Source organism: Streptosporangium roseum DSM 43021, from assembly GCF_000024865.1.
In the GTDB taxonomy this organism is placed as follows: domain Bacteria; phylum Actinomycetota; class Actinomycetes; order Streptosporangiales; family Streptosporangiaceae; genus Streptosporangium; species Streptosporangium roseum.
Genome location: NC_013595.1, coordinates 9121752 through 9141478, shown reverse-complemented (window position 1 = coordinate 9141478; position 19727 = coordinate 9121752). Strand labels below are relative to the sequence as shown.

Annotated in this window: 19 protein-coding genes and 1 pseudogene; 9 read left to right on the top strand and 11 right to left on the bottom strand. The window is 69.7% G+C overall.

Annotated elements, in window-relative coordinates:
* Positions 1–14: 14 nt before the first annotated feature.
* The 5 genes from SROS_RS39970 to SROS_RS39950 form a co-directional block, all read right to left on the bottom strand.
* On the bottom strand, positions 15–680 hold the full coding sequence (locus SROS_RS39970; RefSeq protein WP_043653908.1) for a B3/B4 domain-containing protein: 666 nt from the start codon (positions 678–680) through the stop codon (positions 15–17).
* 110 nt (positions 681–790) lie between these two features.
* Positions 791–1069: a helix-turn-helix domain-containing protein gene (locus SROS_RS39965; protein WP_012894659.1), complete on the bottom strand. Its 279-nt coding sequence runs from the start codon at positions 1067–1069 to the stop codon at positions 791–793.
* A 4-nt stretch (positions 1070–1073) separates the two neighbouring features.
* Positions 1074–1439, bottom strand: a complete 366-nt coding sequence (locus tag SROS_RS39960) for a type II toxin-antitoxin system RelE/ParE family toxin (RefSeq protein ID WP_245564453.1) — start codon at positions 1437–1439, stop codon at positions 1074–1076.
* 138 nt (positions 1440–1577) lie between these two features.
* Positions 1578–4100, bottom strand: a complete 2523-nt coding sequence (locus SROS_RS39955) for a glycoside hydrolase family 9 protein (protein ID WP_043657942.1) — start codon at positions 4098–4100, stop codon at positions 1578–1580.
* Between the two features lie 218 nt (positions 4101–4318).
* On the bottom strand, positions 4319–5212 hold the full coding sequence (locus SROS_RS39950) for a glutathione S-transferase family protein (protein ID WP_012894656.1): 894 nt from the start codon (positions 5210–5212) through the stop codon (positions 4319–4321).
* A gap of 80 nt (positions 5213–5292) precedes the next feature.
* Between SROS_RS39950 and SROS_RS39945 the strand changes: the two genes are divergently transcribed.
* The 7 genes from SROS_RS39945 to SROS_RS39915 all read left to right on the top strand — a co-directional run bounded on the left by SROS_RS39945 (position 5293) and on the right by SROS_RS39915 (position 11698).
* Entirely contained in the window at positions 5293–6339 is a 1047-nt protein-coding gene (locus SROS_RS39945; protein WP_012894655.1) for an MBL fold metallo-hydrolase, read from the top strand.
* A 213-nt stretch (positions 6340–6552) separates the two neighbouring features.
* Positions 6553–7563, top strand: a complete 1011-nt coding sequence (locus tag SROS_RS39940; RefSeq protein ID WP_012894654.1) for an ABC transporter substrate-binding protein — start codon at positions 6553–6555, stop codon at positions 7561–7563.
* Complete coding sequence (locus SROS_RS39935) at positions 7560–8354, top strand: ABC transporter ATP-binding protein (protein ID WP_012894653.1); 795 nt, start codon at positions 7560–7562, stop codon at positions 8352–8354. Before SROS_RS39940 ends, SROS_RS39935 begins: the two co-directional genes overlap by 4 nt.
* Positions 8347–9165 (top strand): ABC transporter permease, encoded by an 819-nt coding sequence (locus tag SROS_RS39930; RefSeq protein WP_012894652.1) that lies wholly within the window; start codon positions 8347–8349, stop codon positions 9163–9165. Before SROS_RS39935 ends, SROS_RS39930 begins: the two co-directional genes overlap by 8 nt.
* Positions 9165–10493, top strand: a complete 1329-nt coding sequence (locus tag SROS_RS39925; RefSeq protein ID WP_012894651.1) for an LLM class flavin-dependent oxidoreductase — start codon at positions 9165–9167, stop codon at positions 10491–10493. The genes SROS_RS39930 and SROS_RS39925 overlap by 1 nt, the downstream gene beginning before the upstream one ends.
* Positions 10490–11011, top strand: a complete 522-nt coding sequence (locus SROS_RS39920) for an NADPH-dependent FMN reductase (RefSeq protein WP_012894650.1) — start codon at positions 10490–10492, stop codon at positions 11009–11011. The genes SROS_RS39925 and SROS_RS39920 overlap by 4 nt, the downstream gene beginning before the upstream one ends.
* A 180-nt stretch (positions 11012–11191) precedes the next feature.
* Positions 11192–11698: a flavin reductase family protein gene (locus SROS_RS39915; RefSeq protein ID WP_012894648.1), complete on the top strand. Its 507-nt coding sequence runs from the start codon at positions 11192–11194 to the stop codon at positions 11696–11698.
* 51 nt (positions 11699–11749) lie between these two features.
* Here the strand turns inward: SROS_RS39915 and SROS_RS39910 are convergent, their stop codons facing one another.
* From SROS_RS39910 to SROS_RS39900, 3 genes and pseudogenes are all read right to left on the bottom strand, one after another.
* Positions 11750–12403: a hypothetical protein gene (locus SROS_RS39910; RefSeq protein ID WP_012894647.1), complete on the bottom strand. Its 654-nt coding sequence runs from the start codon at positions 12401–12403 to the stop codon at positions 11750–11752.
* A 217-nt stretch (positions 12404–12620) separates the two neighbouring features.
* Positions 12621–13691 (bottom strand): annotated as a pseudogene (locus SROS_RS54675) (IS630 family transposase).
* A 62-nt stretch (positions 13692–13753) separates the two neighbouring features.
* Complete coding sequence (locus SROS_RS39900) at positions 13754–14365, bottom strand: TetR/AcrR family transcriptional regulator (RefSeq protein ID WP_245564451.1); 612 nt, start codon at positions 14363–14365, stop codon at positions 13754–13756.
* A gap of 140 nt (positions 14366–14505) precedes the next feature.
* Here SROS_RS39900 and SROS_RS39895 point away from each other — a divergent pair, with 140 nt between their 5' ends.
* Positions 14506–15309, top strand: coding sequence for an alpha/beta fold hydrolase (locus SROS_RS39895; RefSeq protein ID WP_012894644.1), 804 nt, complete (start codon positions 14506–14508; stop codon positions 15307–15309).
* A 546-nt stretch (positions 15310–15855) separates the two neighbouring features.
* Here the strand turns inward: SROS_RS39895 and SROS_RS39890 are convergent.
* The gene (locus tag SROS_RS39890) at positions 15856–16890 is read right to left on the bottom strand and encodes an NAD(P)H-dependent amine dehydrogenase family protein (protein ID WP_245564449.1); all 1035 of its coding nucleotides are present in this window, start codon (positions 16888–16890) and stop codon (positions 15856–15858) included.
* A gap of 241 nt (positions 16891–17131) precedes the next feature.
* Between SROS_RS39890 and SROS_RS39885 the strand changes: the two genes are divergently transcribed.
* Positions 17132–18028 carry an SDR family oxidoreductase gene (locus SROS_RS39885; RefSeq protein ID WP_012894642.1) on the top strand — a complete coding sequence of 299 codons (897 nt, stop codon included), beginning with the start codon at positions 17132–17134 and terminating at the stop codon, positions 18026–18028.
* A 196-nt stretch (positions 18029–18224) separates the two neighbouring features.
* On the opposite strand, the gene SROS_RS39880 is transcribed toward SROS_RS39885, so the two are convergent.
* Both SROS_RS39880 and SROS_RS39875 read right to left on the bottom strand, forming a co-directional pair.
* Positions 18225–18845 (bottom strand): LysE family translocator, encoded by a 621-nt coding sequence (locus tag SROS_RS39880; protein ID WP_012894641.1) that lies wholly within the window; start codon positions 18843–18845, stop codon positions 18225–18227.
* A gap of 64 nt (positions 18846–18909) precedes the next feature.
* Positions 18910–19653: a phosphodiesterase gene (locus SROS_RS39875; protein WP_012894640.1), complete on the bottom strand. Its 744-nt coding sequence runs from the start codon at positions 19651–19653 to the stop codon at positions 18910–18912.
* Between the last annotated feature and the right edge of the window lie 74 nt (positions 19654–19727).

Sequence of the window (19727 nt, the reverse complement as noted above, 5' to 3'; positions counted from 1 at the left end):
GGGTGTGGGCCTGGTCACCCATGCGCTATGAGCCGTGACTCGACCCGGATGCCCGGAGTGACGATCTTGAGCGACTCGACCAGTTCGTCCCCCGCCGCGCGCAGCTCCTCCAGCGACATCGGCGCCAGCCGCTCCAGCAGGAACAGCGCGTCGACGGTCTCCTCGGTGATCCGGGTGCGCACGCACTGCCGCCAGTTCCAGCGCCGGCAGGTGGCGCCCCTGTCGTCGCGCCAGACCACCTCGCCGATCTCCGGGTGGTCGATGCCGGGCTCGCCCTTCTCGACGACCTCGAACGGCTCCTCGCCCGTGGCGCGGATCAGCCGGGCCGTACCCTCGTAGTGGGCCAGGTCCTCCCCGCCGATCGGCAGCCCGTGCCTGACGCTGATCGCGTTGTAGGCGTCGACCACCAGGTTGATCTCCGGCAGCGGCATCCGCCTGACCAGCGCGTCCACCGACGGCCTGGTCCGCTGCGGCTTCGCCCCGAAGGCCCGGTAGGCCTCCCGCCACGCCTCGACCTTCGGGTCCTCGGCGCTCACCGCGCTGTCGGCCGCCCCGGCCAGCCAGGCCCGGGACCTGTCGTCGGTCGGTCCGTTGCGCAGGCCGTACACGCCCATGACCAGGACCGCGAAGTCCGGTCTGAGCGCGGTTACGGCGGGGTCCACCCAGATGTCCTCAATCACGTACCACAGTTTAGGCCGTACACACGCCCCGGCCGAGGACACGCCGTGCGCATCGAGGCGTTGGACGAGCCGTCGATCTCCGACCGCTTCTCGCCGGCGGCTCGACCAGGTCAGGCGGCTGCGTGAGGCTTGAACGTGACGTTCAGCTCGGCGTCCAGTGCTTTCGCCAGGCGTCGTAGGAGCGCCAGGGTAGGGGTGACCCCGCCGGTCTCCAGGCGAGACACCTGAGGCTGCGTCATGCCTGCCCGCTCGGCCAGTTCGGCCTGTGAAAGGCCGAGTTCCGTGCGGCGGTTGTAGACCTGCTGCCCGAGGAGCAGTGCCTCACGAGCTTCCTGGTAGGCGTCCGCGCGGCGCTCGGCGCCGGTCCGCTCCCACTTGCTGTGATTCATGGCCTCAGTCCTTCCAGATGCGGTCGTATGTATTCGAGGCGGCTGTATGGCGGCTCTCACATTCAGCCTGTGCTCGATGGGCGCGTTCGATCTGACCGGTCTCTTTTCGGCGGGTTTTGGGGAAGACGGTCAGGAGAACGGCCCTGCGTCCCGGAGCGAGCCAGTAAGTGATCCGGACCTGGCGGTGCGGGAGGGAGAGGCGTAGCTCCCTGAGCTTGCCGCCCAGATGCTTGGAGTACGGCTCGCCCAGTGTCTCCGCCTGCTCGGCGAGAAGGTCGGCCAGGGCTTCGACTTTCACGTAGTCACGCTCGGACAGTGATTCGAGCCATAGCTGGATCTCGGGCTCGATCTCGATGGCATACAGACTCACGGATCGTAACGCTATATGCATTGGATTGTATAATCTGAGATACGCCGGAACCGGTAAGGAGTTCGGTGTTTCTTCGGGAGGCATTGACGGCGGCCGTCTGAGGGACGGCCGCCGTCGGGGATGTCCGGCGGTCTGGGACTACCCGCAGAGCGCCCCGTTGAGGAGGAAGCGCTCGGGGGCGGGGTTGGCGCCGGGGGCGCTCCTGCCGGTGAAGCCGAAGGTGACCGAGCCGCCCGGCTTGATCTTCTTGTTCCAGCTCAGGTTCCCGGCCGTGGCCGTCGCCCCCGTCTGGGTGATGGACGCGCCCCAGCCGTCGCCGACCCGCTGGCCGCCGAGGAAGGACCACTTCAGGGCCCAGCCGTCGACGGCCTCCGTGCCGGTGTTCCGTACGGTGACCTGGGTGGTGAAGCCGTCGGGCCACGCGCCGTGCCGGGTGTAGGTCACCTCGCAGGGGGCCGTGGGGGTGGTGTCGGCGACGAAGGCCGAGATCCAGGCGAGCGGGGAGTTCCAGTTGATGGTGAGCTCGTTGGTGGACCACGACTCGATGTCGTCGATATAGCAGAACTGGGGCTTGCAGCCGCGGAGTTTGGCCTGGGCCACCGGGTCCTGGATGGCGGAGTTCGGGCCGCCGGCCAGGGTGCCGCGCGGCGGGCCGGGCAGGGCCGGGTCGAGCTGGTGGGCGTACCAGCGGCTGTGCTGGTTGCGGGAGGCGACCTCGCCGTAGCCGGTCACGTAGGACTGGTTGAGCGCGTTGCGGCCCAGGATGTAGTCCATCCCCTCCAGCACCCCGTCGCGATACTTCGCCCGGCCGCTCAGGTCGTGCGCGGTGGCCATCACGACCATGTTGTTCAGCACGAGGTTGTTGGAGCCCCAGTCGAAGTCCGGCGGGTTGTACGGCAGGCCGTACGGATGCGCCTTCTGCACGGCGAGATACTTGTCGGCGCCCGCCAGGACCGACGCCCGTACGGCGGCGCGGCCGGGCAGCCCGCTGGGGACGGTGGCCAGGTCGAGGCGGCCGAGCTGGGCGGTGTTGCCCCAGTCGAAGCCGCGGTCGCGCCAGATGTCGCCGGTGTGGTGCGGGGAGGCGAGCACGCGGTCCTGGAACTCCTTCTCACCGGTGGTGAGGTAGAGCTCGGCCGCCGCCCAGTAGAACTCGTCGGTCACGTCGCCGTCGTTGTAGGCGCCGCCGCCCACGCCGTCCGCCGGGTCGGCGTAGCGGGCCGGCTCGGCCTTCGCGGCGGCCCACGCCTTCCGGGCCGCCTGCAGGTTCCGCGCGGCGAACGCGGCGTCGTAGGGCGCGAACAGCCGGGCCGCCTGGGCCGCGGTGGCGGCCAGGTTGAGGGTGGCGGCGGTGGACGGCGGGTGCAGCTCCCGCCGCTGCGGGTCGAGGTGGGGCAGGAGCGGCAGGCCGGTCCAGGCGGCGTCATGGATCTTGTGGTGGGCCATCCCGGCGTGCGGTTCACCGTGGGGGACCTGCATGTCGAGGATGAACTCCTGCTCCCAGCGGGCCTCGTCCAGGATGTCGGGCACCCCGTTGCCGCTCTCGGGAATGTCCAGCTCCCCGTCCTCGAAGGCGCCCCGCGTCCTGCCCCGTTCGAACTCGGCCATCAGCTGGTGGACCGACACGCCGCCGTTGACCACGTACTTGCCGTGGTCGCCCGCGTCGTACCAGCCGCCGCTGACGTCGAGGGAGTAGTCGCAGACGCCCGGCTGGCAGGGCACGCTCACGTCGCCCTGGTTCGGGGTGACGCCGGCGTGGCCGGCGGGCCTGCCGTATCCGGGGCGGAGGGAATCCAGGATCTCGATGCCGCTGCGCTGGGGGTAGTAGAACTTCAGCGCGTCGGTGCGGAGCCGGTCGTAGAAGCCGCCGTCGAGGTCGAAGGGGCGGCTGGTCTCGCCGTCGGCCTCCAGCGTGTAGCCGGTGCCGGGAGCGGTGACCGAGCCGAAGTCGATCGAGTGCACGTTCTGGCCCGAGCTCCCGTCCACCCCTCTCGGGGTGGTGGTCCCGGTCGCGACGACCGTGGAGCCCCTCCTGAGCCTCCAGGTCACGGCCTCGGTCCTCTCGGTGACCAGGGTGGCGTTCTTCGGGCCCGCCGGCAGGTAGCCGGCCATGTTCACCCGGACGCGCGGTCCGGTGTCGGGCTTGTAGACGTCGGGCTCGGCGCCGCCCTTGAGCGAGACGTCGTCCACGCAGAAGCGCCAGGGAGTGGCGCTCCCCCCGAGCTGGAACACCACCTGGGCGTCCGGCAGGCCGACGGGGGAGGTGAAGGTGTAGGCGTAGTCGTTACCGGACACGCTCAGCTCGGGGTTGGCCGACAGATACTGCGTGTAGGGGTCGGCGGGGAGCTGGATGAGGGCCTTGGCGACGTGGCCGGGGGTCGCGACGCCGAAGAAGGAGTATTCGTAGGTCTCGTCCTTGACCAGCGCGACGTCGTTCTGGCCGACGATGACGTCCCACGGGTTGACGGTGCCGCCGGGGACGTCGGCGCAGAGCCGGCCGGTGTCGAGCTCCAGCGTGGTGTTGCCGGTGCTCCACCAGGGAGCCGTGCCGGTGTCGAAGGTGCCGTTGACGATCTGTTCCGGGGCGTCGGCGGCGGCCGAGGGGGCCGGCTCCGCCAGCGCGGCGGGCGAGGGGGTGAGCGTCACCAGGGCGGCGGCCATGGTGAGGGCGAGCCAGGCGGACGGTCTGATCACGGAGGATTCCTTCGGGCGGGGGATGCATGATCAGGTGGGAGCGCTCCCACAAGGAGATGGGCCGATGTTTTCAGCGCGTTTCGCCGCCGTCAACGGACGGCTCCCGGGACTCCGGGCTGACCGGGCGAATGACCGATTTGCCCGATGTAACTTTCAGGTTCCCGCAGGCGGTCCCGCCGGGACCGTCACCCGGCCGTCCAGTCGAGCTCCGGGCCGCGCGGCACGATCCGGCTCGGGTTGATGTTCGTCTGCGTCATGAAGTAGTGCCGCTTGATCTGGTCGAAGTCGGTCGTGTCGCGGAACGCCGGGATCGCGTACAGGCGCCGGGCGTAGGCCCACAGCACCGGATAGTCGGTCAGCCGCCGGACGGCGCACTTGAAGTGGGAGTGGTAGACCGCGTCGAACCTGGCGAGTGTCGGATAGAGCCGCACGTCGCTCTCGGTGAGCGCGTCGCCGTGCAGGTGGGAGCGGGTGGCGAGCCGTTCCTCCAGCAGGTCCAGGGTGTCGAAGACCTTGGTGACCGCCTCGTCGTAGGCCTCCTGGGAAGTGGCGAACCCGGCCCGGTAGACGCCGTTGTTGAGCCCGTCGAAGATCACCTCGTTCAGCGCGTCGATCTCCCCGCGCAGCGCGGCCGGGTAGAGGTCGGGCGCGCCCTCGGCGTGCCACGGCGCGAAGGCGGTCTCCAGCGTGAGGGTGATCTGCGGGTAGTCGTTGGTGACCAGCCGCTCGGCGGCGGCGTCCCAGACGCAGGGCACGGTGTAGCGGCCCCGGTAGCCGGGATCGGAGGCCAGGTAGAGCTCCGAGAGGTATTCCACGCCGGTGACCGGGTCGCCGCCGGGGATCCGCCAGCCCTTCTCGTCCCTGATCGGGTCGACGATCGTCACGCCGACGACGTCCTGGAGGCCGAGCAGCTCGCGCACGATGAGCGAGCGGTGCGCCCATGGGCAGGCGTAGGAGGCGTAGAGCCGGTAGCGGCCGGGCTCGGGCGGATGCTCGCCGCCCTCCTCGATCCGCGCCGTGAACCGGTTCGGCTGCCGCACGAAGCGTCCGCCGTCGGAGATCTCGCGTCCCAGCTTCATGAGGCGACGGTACGCCACCCCGCGTAGAACATGATTCGGTTCAGGGGGCAGAATGCGGGGCGACGAAGGGAGCCGGGGACATGGTGACGGCGGCGAACGAGGCACAGCGCGAGGCCTGGCGGGCCGGGGGGTTTCCCGAGGTGGAACGGGTGCGGCCGGGGCTCTGGTCGATCCCGGTGCCGATCCCGATCAATCCTCTCCGCTACGTGCTGGTCTACGCCCTCGAACTCCCCGACGGGGTGGCGATCGTGGACGCGGGGTGGGACACCGACGAGGCGTACGGCGCGCTGGCCGCCGGGCTCGGGACCGCCGGATACGAGGTGACCGACGTCAGGGCCGTCCTGGTCACCCACATCCACCCCGACCACTACGGGCTGGCCGGGCGGATCCGCGAGGTGTCGGGCGCCTGGATCGGGCTGCACCCGGCGGACTCCCGGCTGCTGCGCGACCGCTACGACGAGGCCGGCGTCGACGACCTGGTGGCGCGGGAGCGCCTGCTGCTGGTGCGGTCCGGCGTGCCGCTGCCCCTGCTGGACGAGCTGGCCGGGGCCTCGATGATGCTCCGGCACTACGTGACCATGGCCAGGCCCGACCGGCTGATCGAGGACGGCGACCTCCTCGGCCTGCCCGGCTGGGACCTGCGTGCGGTCTGGACCCCCGGTCACTCGCCGGGGCACGTGTGCTTCGTCGAGCAGGAGCGGCGGCTGCTGTTCTCCGGCGACCACGTGCTCCCCCGGATCACGCCCATCGTGGCGGTCCATCCGCAGTCCGCGCCCAACCCGCTCGCCGACTATCTTGAGGCGCTGGCGGCGGTGCGCAAGTTCGACGTGGACGAGGTGCTGCCCGCGCACGAGTACCGGTTCCTGGAGCTGGCCGACCGGGTCGACCACGTGATCGCCCACCATGAGGAGCGGCTGGCCGAGATCGAGACGGTGGTCGGCGCCGGGGACGGGATCACCTGCTGGGACGCGGCGACCAGGCTGCGATGGGCGCGCCCGTGGGAGACCATCCCGCCGTTCATGCGCCGGGGGGCGAACAACGAGACGCTGGCGCACCTGGTCTGGCTGGAGGCCAGGGGACGGCTGCGCCGGGTCGCCGGGGAGCCCGACCTGTGGTTTCCCGCGTAATCCCTGGTGAGGCCGGTTTGCTTGCTTCCCTCGGAGTATTTCATGCAAAACAAGTAGGAAATATTGACTTAGTGCCGAGTCGTGCGTAGCTTCTCCGGTATGGGCCTCTATCTGACCCGGTGTGCACATGTCGACTTCTGTCGAGTGTCCAGCGCCCAGTGTCCGTGATCACGAACCGACTCCACCGTCCCCCCCTTTCTCAGGACGTCACTCGTGATCAAGCTCAGACATGTCCCCCTCTCCGTGCTGCTGGTGGGGCTCCTCACCGCCTGCGGCGCGCGGGCCGCCGCGGAACCCGGCGGCCCCGAGACCCTGGAGCTCCGCTACCAGGGCAGCGCCGGCGCCGTCACCTTCCCCGAGTTCGCCGAGGAGCTCGGCTACCTCGGCCCCATCAAGCTCAAGTGGATCGGCAACACGATCTCCGGTCCGCAGGACATCCAGGCCGCGGCCACCGGTCAGACCGACTTCGGCGGCGCCTTCAACGGCGCCATCGTCAAGCTGGCCGCGGCCAAGGCCCCGATCAAGGCCGTGATCGGCTACTACGGCAGCGACAAGGACAGCTACATCGGCTACTTCGTGGCCGACGGCTCACCGATCAAGGGCCCGCGCGACCTGATCGGCAAGAAGATCGGGGTCAACACCCTGGGCGCGCATCTGGAGGCGGTGCTCAAGGAGTACCTCAAGCGCGGCGGGCTGACCCCCGATGAGATCAAGCAGGTCGAACTGGTCGTCGTGCCGCCGGTCAACACCGAGCAGGCGCTCCGCCAGGGCCAGATCGACGTGGCCGCGCTGAGCGGCATCCTCCGCGACAAGGCGCTGCGGCGCGGCGGGATCCGCCCGCTCTTCAAGGACGTCGACCTGTTCGGCCCCTTCACCGCCGGGAGCGTCGTGCTCACCGAGCGGTTCATCGAGCGGAACCCGAACACCACGAAGAGGTTCGTCGAGGCCTTCGCCAGGGCCGTCGACTGGACGCAGACCCACTCCCGCGAGGAGGTCGTCGCCAAGGCGAAAGAGATCATCGCCAAGCGGAAGCGGAGCGAGGACACCACCGCCATCGAGTTCTGGAAGAGCAGCGGGGTGGCCAACAAGGGCGGCGTGATCGACGCCAGGGAGTTCCAGACCTGGGTCGACTGGCTGGAGCGCGAGGGCGAGATCAAGAAGGGGCAGGTCAGGACCGAGGACCTCTTCACCAATGCCTACAACCCGTTCGGAGGCACCCGATGAAGATCCAGATCCAGGGAGTCGGCAAGGAGTTCCGCGTCCGCGGCGCCGACCGGCTGTTCACCGCGCTCGACGACGTCACCCTCGACGTGCGGGCCGGGGAGTTCCTCACCCTCGTCGGGCCGAGCGGTTGCGGCAAGTCCACCCTCCTCGACCTGCTCGCCGGGCTGACCGAGCCGACCAGCGGCCGGATCCTCCTGGACGGCGCCCCCGTCGACGGCCCCGGCCTGGACCGGGGGATCGTCTTCCAGCAGTACGCGCTGTTCCCCTGGCGCACCGCGCTGTCCAACGTCGAGTTCGGGCTGGAGGCGAAAGCCGTACCGAAGAAGGAGCGCGCCGAGCGGGCCAGGTCCTATCTGGACCTGGTCGGGCTGCGCGGGTTCGAGGAGCGCTATCCGCACGAGCTCTCCGGTGGCATGCGCCAGCGCGTGGCCATCGCCCGGAGCCTCGCCTTCGACCCGGACGTGCTGCTGATGGACGAGCCGTTCGCCGCGCTGGACGCGCAGACCCGCGAGTCCCTCCAGGAGGAGCTGCTGCGGATCTGGGAGAAGACCGGCAAGACGATCGTGTTCATCACCCACGGCATCGACGAGGCCGTCTATCTCGGCCAGCGGGTCGCGGTCATGACCTCCCGGCCCGGCCGGATCAAGCGGGTCGTCGACGTCGAGTTCGACTCCCGCGACGGGGACCTGCGGGCCGACGCGCGCTTCGGCGAGTACCGGCACCAGGTGTGGACGCTGCTCCGTGACGAGGTCGCGGCCGCCAGGGCGGAGGAGGCGGTCCCCGTTGGCTAGCCTCTCGACCGGCGTCACCGCCGCCGGTCTTCCGGCAGGCATCTCCTCCGGCCTGGGGCGCCTGGCCGTGACGGCGGGCCGGCGCGTCGCCGCCCTGGGCGTGCTCGCCGCGCTCTGGGAGAGCCTGCCCCGCCTGCGGGTGGTGGACCCCACCTTCCTGACGCCGCTGTCGGAGGTCCTGGTGGCCTGGTGGGACCTGCTCCTGTCCGGGGAACTGCTCGACCACACCCAGGCCAGCCTGATCAGGTCCCTGGCCGGGTTCGCCCTGGCGATCGTCGTGGCCATCCCCCTCGGCCTGCTGATCGGCTGGTACAAGCCGGTGGCCGACCTGCTCAACCCGGTGCTCGAACTGTTCCGCAACACCGCGGCGCTCGCCCTGCTCCCGGTGTTCGTGCTCATCCTCGGGCTCGGCGAGACCTCCAAGATCTCGATCATCCTGTACGCCTGCGCCTGGCCGATCCTGCTCAACACGGTCGCCGGGGTGAAGAGCGTGGACCCTCTGCTGATCAAGTCGGCCCGGTCGATGGGGCTCCGGCCGGTCCGGCTGTTCCAGAAGGTGATCCTCCCGGCCGCGGTGCCCACGATCTTCACCGGCATCCGGCTCGCCGGGGCCTACTCGATCCTGGTGCTGGTCGCCGCCGAGATGGTCGGCGCCAAGGCCGGCCTGGGCTACCTGATCACCTACGCCCAGTTCAACTTCCGGGTGCCCGACATGTATGCCGGGATCCTCACGATCTCCGTGCTCGGACTGCTCTTCAACCAGCTCCTCGTCCGTCTGGAGCACCGTTTCTCGACGTGGAGGACCTCCTGATGGGCACCAGGAAACTGCATCTGAACGCCTTCCTGATGGGCGTCGGCCACCACGAGGCCGCCTGGCGGCACCCGCGCGCCGAACCCGCCAGGATCGCCGACGTCCGGCACTACCAGGAGCTCGCCCGGACCGCCGAGCGCGGCAGGCTCGACTCGGTCTTCCTCGCCGACGGCCTGGCCCTGTGGGGCGACGTCAGGCACAACGCGCTCGGCGGGCTGGAGCCCCTCACGCTGCTGGCGGCGCTGGCCACGGTGACCGAGCACATCGGCCTGATCGCGACGGTCTCCACCACCTACAACGAGCCGTTCCACGTGGCCCGCAAGTTCGCCTCGCTGGACCACATCAGCGGCGGCCGGGCCGGCTGGAACATCGTCACCTCCGCGAGCGAGGCCGAGGCGCACAACTTCGGCGTCGAACGCCCCGCTCACAAGGACCGCTACGACCGCGCCGCCGAGTTCCTGGAGGTCGTCACCAAGCTCTGGGACAGCTGGGAGGACGGAGCGATCCTGGGCGACCGCCGCAGCGGGGACTACGCCGACACCACCAGGATCCACGCCCTCGACCACGTCGGCCACCACTTCCGGGTCCGAGGCCCGCTGAACACCTCCCGCCCCCCGCAGGGCCACCCCCTGCTGGTCCAGGCCGGATCCTCCGAGGACGGCAAGGAGTTCGCCGCCCGCTTCGCCGAGGCCGTGTTCACCGCGCAGCAGACCCTCCAGGAGGGCCGGGAGTTCTACTCCGACCTCAAGTCCCGTCTCGGCCGGTACGGCAGGCGCGGGGACGAGCTGCTGGTCCTCCCCGGCATCTCGCCGATCATCGGCTCCACCGAGCGGGAGGCGCTCCTGCTGGAGAAGGAGCTCGAAGAGCTGATCATCCCCGAGTACGGCGTGCGGCAGCTCTCAGGGATCCTCGGCGTGGACCTGTCGGGCCATCCGCTCGACAGTCCCCTGCCCGAGGTGACCCCGCCGGCCGACGGCCAGCAGAGCCGGTTCAAACTCGTCACCGATCTCGCCCGGCGTGAGCGGCTGACCCTGCGGGAGCTGATCAACCGCCTGGCCGGAGGCCGGGGGCACCGCGTGGTCACCGGCACTCCCGAGCAGGTCGCCGACCGGATACAGGAGTGGTTCACCAGCGGCGCCGCCGACGGCTTCAACATCATGCCGCCGGTCCTGCCGAGCGGCCTGGAGGACTTCGTCGACTACGTCGTGCCCGAGTTGCAGGTCCGTGGCCTGTTCCGCACCGAGTACGAAGGCCGCACGCTGCGCCAGAACTACGGCCTGGCGCGTCCAGCATCCCGTTTCGAGCAGAAGGTGCCGGTGGCTTCATGAGCATCGTGACCGTGGTGGGCAACCCGCGAGCCGGGTCGCGCACGTATGACGTGGCCGTCCAGGCCACCCAGACCATCGCCCGGCGGATCGGCCACGAGGGGCCGTCCGAGATCGTCGACCTGTCCGCCCTCGCCCCCCTGCTGTTCGTGCCGGAAGCGTCGTCCGCCGTGGAGGCCGCGCTGGATCTCGTCACCCAGGCGAGCGTCCTGGTGGTGGCGAGCCCGACCTACAAGGGCACCTACACCGGCCTGCTCAAGACCTTCCTCGACCGGCTGCCGGGAGGCGCGCTGGCCTCCACCGTCGCGCTGCCGCTGCTGGTGATGGGGGACGCGCGGCACGCCCTGGCGGTGGAGGTCCACTTCCGGCCGCTCCTGGTCGAGCTGGGCGCCACCGTCCCCACCCCGGGCCTGGCGCTGCTGGAGTCCGACATCCCCGGCCTCGACGCCGTTCTCGGCCGCTGGGCCGGCCGGGTCGCCCCTCAGGTCGCCGCGGCACTCAGGGAAGGAGCTTCGGCATGACATCGGGAAGAGATGGGGTTATGAATGGGTTGCCGACCATAAGCGTGTTTCATGCCGCCGAGGAGGAAACGTGATCGGGCGGAGCGAGGTAGCCGGAGAGCGGAACACCTTGACGAGGTTCGACGAGCCGTCGAGGTCCCACGAGCCCGCGCGTCCCCTCGGCCCCCCGAGCGAGGACTCATGACCGAGACCCTGCCCGGCCGGGCGGTCGACGGCGAGCGGTTCCGGCAGGCGCTGGCCGTCCACGCCGCCGGGGTGGTCGTGGTCACCGCGCAGTCCGAGGGGATCCCGGCCGGCCTGACGGCCACCTCGTTCTCCTCGGTCAGCCTCGCGCCCCCGCTGGTCTCCTTCTACGTCGACCAGTCCTCGACCACCTGGCCCTGGCTCCGCCAGGCCGACCACTTCGCGGTGAACGTGCTGGCCAGCGACCAGGCCGAGCTGGCCTCCCGGTTCGCGCGCAAGGGCGTCGACCGCTTCGCCGCCCCGACCTCCTGGCGGCCCGGCCCGCTGGGCGTCCCCCTCCTGAACGGCGCGTCCGCCCAGCTGATCTGCTCACCGCACTCCACCGTCGACATAGGAGACCACGTCCTCGTGGTCGGCCTCGTCACCGAGACCAACCTCGACCCCGGAGGCCGCCCGCTCCTCTACCATCAGGGCCGCTTCGGCCGCTTCACCCCGCACTCCTGACTCCGTACGGGGAACGCCCCCGCCAGGGGCGTTCCCCGTACGGAGGGCGGGTCAGCGGCGGCCGCCCTTGCGACGCCCGTTGAAGCTCGACCCGTTGCAGACGCCTGTGCACTGATGGCAACTGCTCCCGCAGCCAGTGGTGACGCGGCCGGTGTCGGTGGCCGTGTCGTCCGATCCGTCGTCTGTGTTGCTGTCTTCATAGTTTTCATATTCGATTGCGACTTTAGTCCCTATACCGCCCTTTTGGGGGGCGTTATAGGCGTCGCCGTACGGCACGTGGAACGAGCCAGCCTCGGCCTTCTCCCCGACCGCGGGGACGTGCCTGTCGATCCTGATGTAATACCACCGGAAATCGCGTTTCCTGCCGTTACAGGTGCGGTCGGAGACGCGTGTACGGGTTTCCTTCCGCACGCAGACCATGACGCGGTCCTCGATCTCCACAATGGAGATGTCGTCTCCCCGCCCGCCCTTCTTCGCGGCCCGCAGGATCTCGCCGGACGGCTCCCGGAGCGACCCCTTCCCGGCCCTCTTCCCCAGGGCGGGGACGCGCTTCTCCGCCGGGATGAAGTACCAGACATAGCCTCGCTCGGCGTCGTCGCAGCGCTGGTCACCGACGCGGATCCGGTTGTCCTTCCGCACGCACACCTCGATGTGGACCTTCTCCTCCTCGCCCTCATTCGGAATCTCCCCGTCGTCCTCCACCACGGACTGGACCGGGGGAGGGGGATTGCCGGCACGTGGAGCGGGCGCCGTACAGGCCGTAAGGGCGAAAGCGGTCACGAGAATGGAAATCAACGTACGCGGTGCGGATGTCAAAGGGCCCCTGACGTGATCGTTCTACTGATACGAGCGGAAAACGGATATCTCCGTACTGAGGTTCCGTATGTCGCATGCCAGTATCACTGATCTTTAATTCGTGGAGTTACGACGACTTGAGGAGTAGGCCGGTCCCGGCCAGGCAGCCGTCGATCAGATGCGGCCGGTACTGGATCTTCTTCAGCCCGCGCTTGATCACACGCACCAGGTGGTCCAGGCTCGTCGCGGCGAGGTTGGCCAGACCGCCGCGGTTCAGCAGCGACCAGATGCCCTCCACCGGATTGAGGTCGGAAGCATACGACGGCAACTGGAAGACCCGCAGCCAGTCGCCGTTGTCGGCGATGAAGTGCCGCATCTCCGGGCAGAGGTGCCGGTTCAGGTTGTCCCAGACGAGCACGATCGGCGCGCCGAGCTGCACATGGGCCATGACGATCAGATCGCGGTAGTGGCGCCAGGTGAAGCTCGCCGCCTCGCCCTTGCGCCGCCGGTAGCGATGCATCCGGTAGATCAGCCGGGACCGTTGCCCGGGCCGGTAGCAGGCCAGGGCGGCGACCGAGGCCCTGCCCTCACGGCGGCCCGGCACCTTCACCACCGGCGTCGCCCCGCGCCGTCCCCAGGTGCGGGCCACCGGTGGTCTCATCGTCGGGCCGCACTCGTCTTCGAAGCAGACCCACGCGCCCAGGTCCGCCGCGGTGGTTCCACCAGCGGCCACACCTCCGCCTTCCATGCCGCGATCGCCCCCTCGTCCCGCTCGCTCGCCCGGCGGGAGGGCACCTGACACGACCAGCCGTGCCGCTGCAGCAGCTTCCACACCCCCCGGCAGGGAGTACGACGGGTGGAACATCCGGCCGATCACCCGCCGGATGCGCGACAGCGTCCAGCACTGGTCGTCCCAGCCGTGCGCGGCCGGCTCCTGCAGCAGCGCGGCCTCCAGCCGAGTGAACTGCGCATCACTCAGCCGGGGCAGCGACGCCGGGCCTTTGGAGACCAGGGCCGCGCCACCGCCGCGGATCCAGGCCCGGCGCCACCGATTGGCCGACATCCGGGTGCCCCGTAGTTCTTTGGCGACTTCGGTGTCGGTGTAGTCACGGGCGAACAGTTCGGCCGCGCACAGCCGTACCTGCTCACGCTTGGCTCGTTGGGCGGTGGTCAGCCCACTGCCTTGCGCATACCGCATGACCTGGACATACTGCAGCAACCCGACCATTCACATGATCACCGAATATCACGAATTAAAGATCAGCAGTGGTAGGCGGCGAGGAAGACGCGGGCGCCGGCGGCGGCGTAGCGGTCGAGGTCGGCCTCGGCGTCCTGGGACCGGCCGGTGAACATGGCCTTGTTCACCGGAATCCACAGCAGCAGGCCGGAGAAGTGGTTCGCGGCCAGGAGGGCGTCGTCGATACGGAGCAGCCCCTGGTCAGCCAGGCGCTGGAAGGTCGCCGCCAGCGTGGCGAGCCCTCGTTCGAAGCCCCGCTCGTACCACTCGGCGCCCAGGTCGGGAAAGACGTCGGCATTGGCGATGATCAGGCGCCGCAGCTGAATGACCTGAGGGTGGGTGAGGGTGGTCAGGAACTGGCGGGCGAGTCGCGTCAGGCTCTCTTCCAGGTTGGAAGCGTCGATCGGGATGTCGGCCAGCAGGTCGATCGTGGTGTCGAGCCGGTCGGTGGTGGCCAGCACGATCTCGGCGAACAGTTTCTCCTTGTCCGCGAAGTGCTTGTAGACGGTCTGCTTGGACACCGCGGCCAGCTTCGCGATGTCGTCCATGCTCGTTCCCGGGTACCCCTTGTCCAGGAAGGCGCTGGTCGCGGCCTTCAGGATTACCTCGTGCTTGCGCGCTGAACGGCTGTCCATCATCGACTCCTTTTCCATCCGTCTCACCCTCCCGCAGAAGAGTACTGGACTGACCAGTACCCGTTTGGGTACTGTACCGTCTAGTTCCGAAGCGGGGCTTCCGGCCCTGCGTATCGCGCAGAAATTTGGAGTGGTTCCTCATGGACAAGGTGTTCTCTGCCGACGGCACGGTCATCGCATACGAGCAGCAGGGTTCAGGCCCTGCCGTGGTGCTCGTCGGCGGCGCTTTCATGACGCGCGGCGATTTCGCCGAGCTCGCCAGCCTGCTGGCCGAGCACTGCACCGTGATCTCGTACGACCGCCGGGGCCGCGGCGACAGCGGGGACAGCCCGGAGTACGACGTGCAGCGCGAGGTCGAGGATCTGGACGCGCTGATCGAGCGCGTGGGCGGCGAGGCGATGGTCTTCGGCATGTCCTCCGGTGCCGTACTGGCGCTGGAGGCCGTGGCCCGGGGCAGCGCCGTCTCCCGGCTGGCCGTGTACGAACCCCCCTTCATCACCGATGACAGCCGTCCGCCGCTGCCCGCCGACTACGTCGCCCACCTGACGGAGCTCGTGGGGCAAGGAGCGTACGGCGATGCCGTGGCCTACTTCATGACCGCGGCCGTGGGGATGCCCGCCGAGGCCGTCGCCGGGATGCGCCAGGCCCCCTTCTGGGCCGGTATGGAGGCCACCGCCCGCACCCTGCCCTACGACGGCCAGGTCATGGGCGACACCATGTCCGGCCGGCCGCTGCCCGCCGACCGCTGGCAGTCCGTGACGGTTCCCGTTCTCGTCGGCAGCGGGGACGCGGGCGCACCGCAGATGCTCACCGGCGGGCGGGAACTCGCCGCGATGGCCGACAACTTCGCCCTGCACGTCTTTCCCGGCCAGGAGCACAACATCGGCCCGGAGCTCCTCGCCCCCGTCCTGACCGGCTTCTTCACCACCGGGGAGCAGGCGTGAGCAAGGGCACCCGCTTGGTGCAGGAACTGCCCGCCTCGACCGACGCGTTCGTGTGGTTGCGGCTCTACCAGGTCGAGATGCAGGAGTTGATCCCCAGCGGGCGGCGGGCTGTACGGAAAACGGCGCCTATGGGTTGTCGGGCGCCTCGATGTTTTCGACACCTTTCTCACACATGATCAGCGCCTTTGCAGTCCCCGGCGCACCGCGAGCTGATCATGTTCATCAACCGATCGATTCTTGGACAAGGCCTGTGCCGCTGGAAACGCCCTCTGTGCTGACCGGCAAGCCCCGGCAGCCGGATCGCCGGCCTATGGAGTGGAAAGGACGCCATGGCAGACTCTGCACAGCCGTACCTGCTCACGCTTGGCTCGTTGGGCGGTGGTCAGCCCACCGCCTTGCGCATACCGCATGACCTGGACATACCTCAGCAACCCGACCATTCACATGATCACCGAACATCACGAATTAAAGATCAGCAGTGGCGCTTTTCCCGTGGCCCCCGAGCTCCACGGAGCGGATCCGCCACGACGGGGCGGGCGGTGGCGGTCAGGTGAGACGGACGGTGCCCCGGCCGGTGGCGAGGGGCAGGTCCAGGAGGGTGCGGATGCCGGGCGGGGCGGCGCAGAGGGCGGAGACCGTGTTGACCGCGTGGGCGGCGGCGCCGGCCAGGCCGTGGGACATCTCCTCGACGGCGAGCGTCATCTGGGGGACGCCCTCGATGTGGATGGTGAAGCCGGGCTCGGGCCAGCGGCGCACCTTGGTGGCGTCGGCCTTGTAGACGCACTCCACGGTCATGAAGGGACGGCCGCGGACGAGGCCGGTGAACGTCCAGCGGGAGGCGCAGACGGTGCCGACCCTGACCAGGCCCGCGGCGACCTCGAACTCCTCGGCGGCGAGCTCGAACTCGTCGCTCTCCTCGACCTCGTCGAGGGTCACGTCGAGGTTCCCCGCCACGAACTGCACACTCTCGGCGAACAGCGAGCGCTGGAAGGCGCGGAACGGGCGGACGGCGGCGGCGTAGTCCTTGGCCGAGCGGGTGAAGCCGAACAGGTCGACCACGATCTGGCGGGACGGGTGGCCCCGGAAGTCGGAGGACTCGCGGACGTAGATGTGGTCGATCCGGTTGGACAGCCCGGTCAGGGCGAGGGGGAGCATGTCGCTCATGAAGCCGGGGTTGATGCCGGTGCCGTGCAGGGAGGCGTTTCCGGCGCGGCAGGCGGCCTCCAGGCGTTCCACCACGCCGGGGCCGTAGCACTGGGGGTACACGAACCCGGTCGTGGTGACGACGTTCTTGCCCGAGGCGAGCAGGGCGCAGATCGTCTCCACGTCGGTCGGGTGGCCGCCGCCGAAGTAGGACGCGGGCAGCGGCATGTGCAGCACGCAGTCGGCCTCGGTGGCGAGGATCTCGTCGACGTCGTCGGTGCAGGTGACACCGGTCGCGGGCAGCCCGACGAGCGTTCCGGCGTCCTGTCCCAGCTTGTCGGGGTCGTAGACGAGGACCCCGACGAGATCGAACTCCGGACGGGTGATCAGAGCGCGCAGTGAGTAGCGTCCAACGGCGCCCGTAGCCCATTGGATCACTCGAAGGGGCGGAGATGAGGGCATGCGTTGCCTCCAGCCCGGGTCTCTGGGCGGGGCCGTGCTGGGAGGAGTGTCGTCGTTGACCCTCGCCCTGTTCGGGGCAGAAACTTTAGCAGAAATTCACACGCCCGATCACTATCCGCGACGATTCGGCGGCCTGTCGTCTCTCGTCATGGTCCTGCGGGGACCGGCAGGCTATGGTGCAAGAAAAACAGAACTATGTTCTCGTGGGAGAGTGCGGATGTCAGAGCTGAGGTTTGACGGCAAGGTCGCGGTCATCACCGGTGCCGGGCACGGTCTCGGTCGCTCACACGCGCTGTCGCTGGCCGAACGCGGCGCCAAGGTCGTCGTCAACGACCTCGGCGGCGCGCTGGACGGCACCGGCGCCTCCGCCGGCCCGGCCGCCGACGTGGTCGAGCTGATCAACAAGAACGGCGGCGAGGCGGTCGCCAGCACCGACAACGTCGCGACCCCGGAGGGCGCCAAGGCGATCGTGCAGGCCGCGATCGACGCCTTCGGGCGGCTGGACGTCGTCGTCAACAACGCCGGAATCCTGCGCGACAAGTCCTTCGGCAAGATGAGCGTCGAGGAGTTCGACCAGGTCCTCGCCGTCCACGTGCGCGGCTCCTTCCTGGTCAGCCGCGCGGCCTTCCCCTACCTCAAGGAGCAGGGCTACGGCCGGATCGTCAACACCTCCTCGCCCGCCGGACTGTTCGGCAACTTCGGCCAGGCCAACTACTCCACGGCGAAGATGGGCCTGGTCGGCCTGACCAAGACGCTCGGCATCGAGGGCGCCAGGGCCGGGATCAAGGCCAACGCGATCGCGCCGGTCGCCTGGACCCGGATGACCGAGGCGCTGCTGCCGGCCGAGTTCGAGGCCAAGTTCACCGCGGAGCGGGTCAGCACGCTGGTGACGTTCCTGGCACACGAGTCCTGCGAGACCAGCGGGGAGGTCTTCAGCGTCGGCGGCGGCCGGATCGCCCGGGTCTTCGTGGCCGAGGGGCCCGGCTGGCGGCAGGACGACCACACGGTCGAGGACATCCGGGACAACTGGGAGGCCATCATGGCCGAGCAGCCCTACCTGACCCCCACCACCCTCGGCCAGCAGGCGTCCGCCTCCATGAAGGCCATGCTCTGACCGGATGACCGCGGAAAGGGCGTCCGCTCGGGTGGGGACGTCCTTTCCGGCGGTCCGGGCCCGGACCGGTCCGTACGGTGGGACTCCGTTCCGGAGAAGGCCGGTCCGCGATGCCGTGGGGCCCGAGGACGCGCCGCTCGGGGCCGGCCGGATGGTCGGCGGGCGCCCCGGAGCGACCGGGACGGCGGCGACGCCGCTAGGCCACGGCCGACCGGATTCCCAGGGCGAGCAGGGTGACCGCGGCGATCCTGGTGACGACGGTCCTGAAACGGGGAGTGCCCAGCATCCGGCCCGCTCCGCCGATCAGGCAGGTCCAGACCAGCAGCCAGACCGCGATCAGGAGTGCGTGGGCGGTGGCGAAGGCGAGGATCTGGCCGGTGACGGGCCGGTGCGGAGCGATGAACTGGGGGATCAGGGTCAGGTATATGGAGGCGGCCTTCGGGTTGAGAACGTTGCCGAGCAGGGCCTGGACGTATGGAGATCCGGCGGCCTTGGGCAGGTGCCGGCGGGAGACGGCCGGTGCCCGTGGGGTGGCCGAGCGCCAGGTCCATGCGGCCAGGCCGATGAGGTAGGCCGCGCCGGCGAGCTTGACGGCGGTGAAGGCCTGGCTGGAGTGCATGATCAGGGCCGACAGGCCGGCGACGGCGAGTCCGGCGTGCACGTACAGGCCGGTGACCGTGCCGAGGATCACGGGCACCGCCCGGCGGCGGCCCTCGTGGGTGACCTGCCGGGTCAGCAGGGCCAGGCTGGCGCCGGGGGTGGCGATCAGCGGGAAGACCGCCGCCAGGAACGCGGCGAGGGAGTAGAGGGGGACCACGGTGCCTCCGGGGCGGCGCTCAGGGGGACCACGGCGCTGCCAGGACGCCGGTGCGGACGGTGGGTCAGAGCACGACGCGGTAGTGGGTGGTCAGCCGGAGATCTTCGGTCAGGACGTGGAAGGCGAGGCCGGGAGGCTGGTCGCGGTCCGCGGGACGGTCGCCTTCCCAGGGCAGGCGGAGAGTCCAGGTGATCGCCGGTCCGACGATCAGGGGGCGCCCGGCGAACGTGGAGGCGGCGGCGGTGTGGGCGTGGCCGGTGACGACCGCGGCCACCCGGGGGTGCGCGTCGAGCAGGGCGGCGAGGTCTTCGGGCCGCCGGAGCATCCCGGAGTCGGGCAGCGGGTGGTGGAGCTCGACCGGCGGCTGGTGGAAGGCGATGAGCGCCGGAGTGCCCTCCGGGAGGCCGGCGAGCGTGGTGTCGATCCAGTCCAGGGTTTCGGCGTCAAGGCGCCCCTCGTCGCGTCCGGGGATGGTGGAGTCGCACATCAGGATGGCGGTGCCGGTGACGTGGTGCACCCGGTTGATCGGGCCGTCGGCGGCCGGTTCGCCCAGCAGCGCCTTGCGGTAGGCCGGGCGCGCGTCGTGGTTGCCGGGACAGGTGAGCACGGGGAAGGGCGCGGACAGGATGCGGGCCGCCTCTTCGTACTCGGCCTCCGTGCCGTGGTCGGCGATGTCCCCGGTGACCAGGAGGGCGTCGACGGCGTGCGGCAGTGCCCGCAGGTAGTCCATGACGCGGGTGGCGCGCCGGGTCGCCCGCTCGCTGCCGTCCAGGTGCAGGTCGCTGATCTGTGCCAGCAGTGTCGTCATCGTCGGTCCTTCCCTCTGCTGCGGCGGAAACGGCCCGCCGGGGTGATGGTGGATCACCATAACGGAGAATTTCG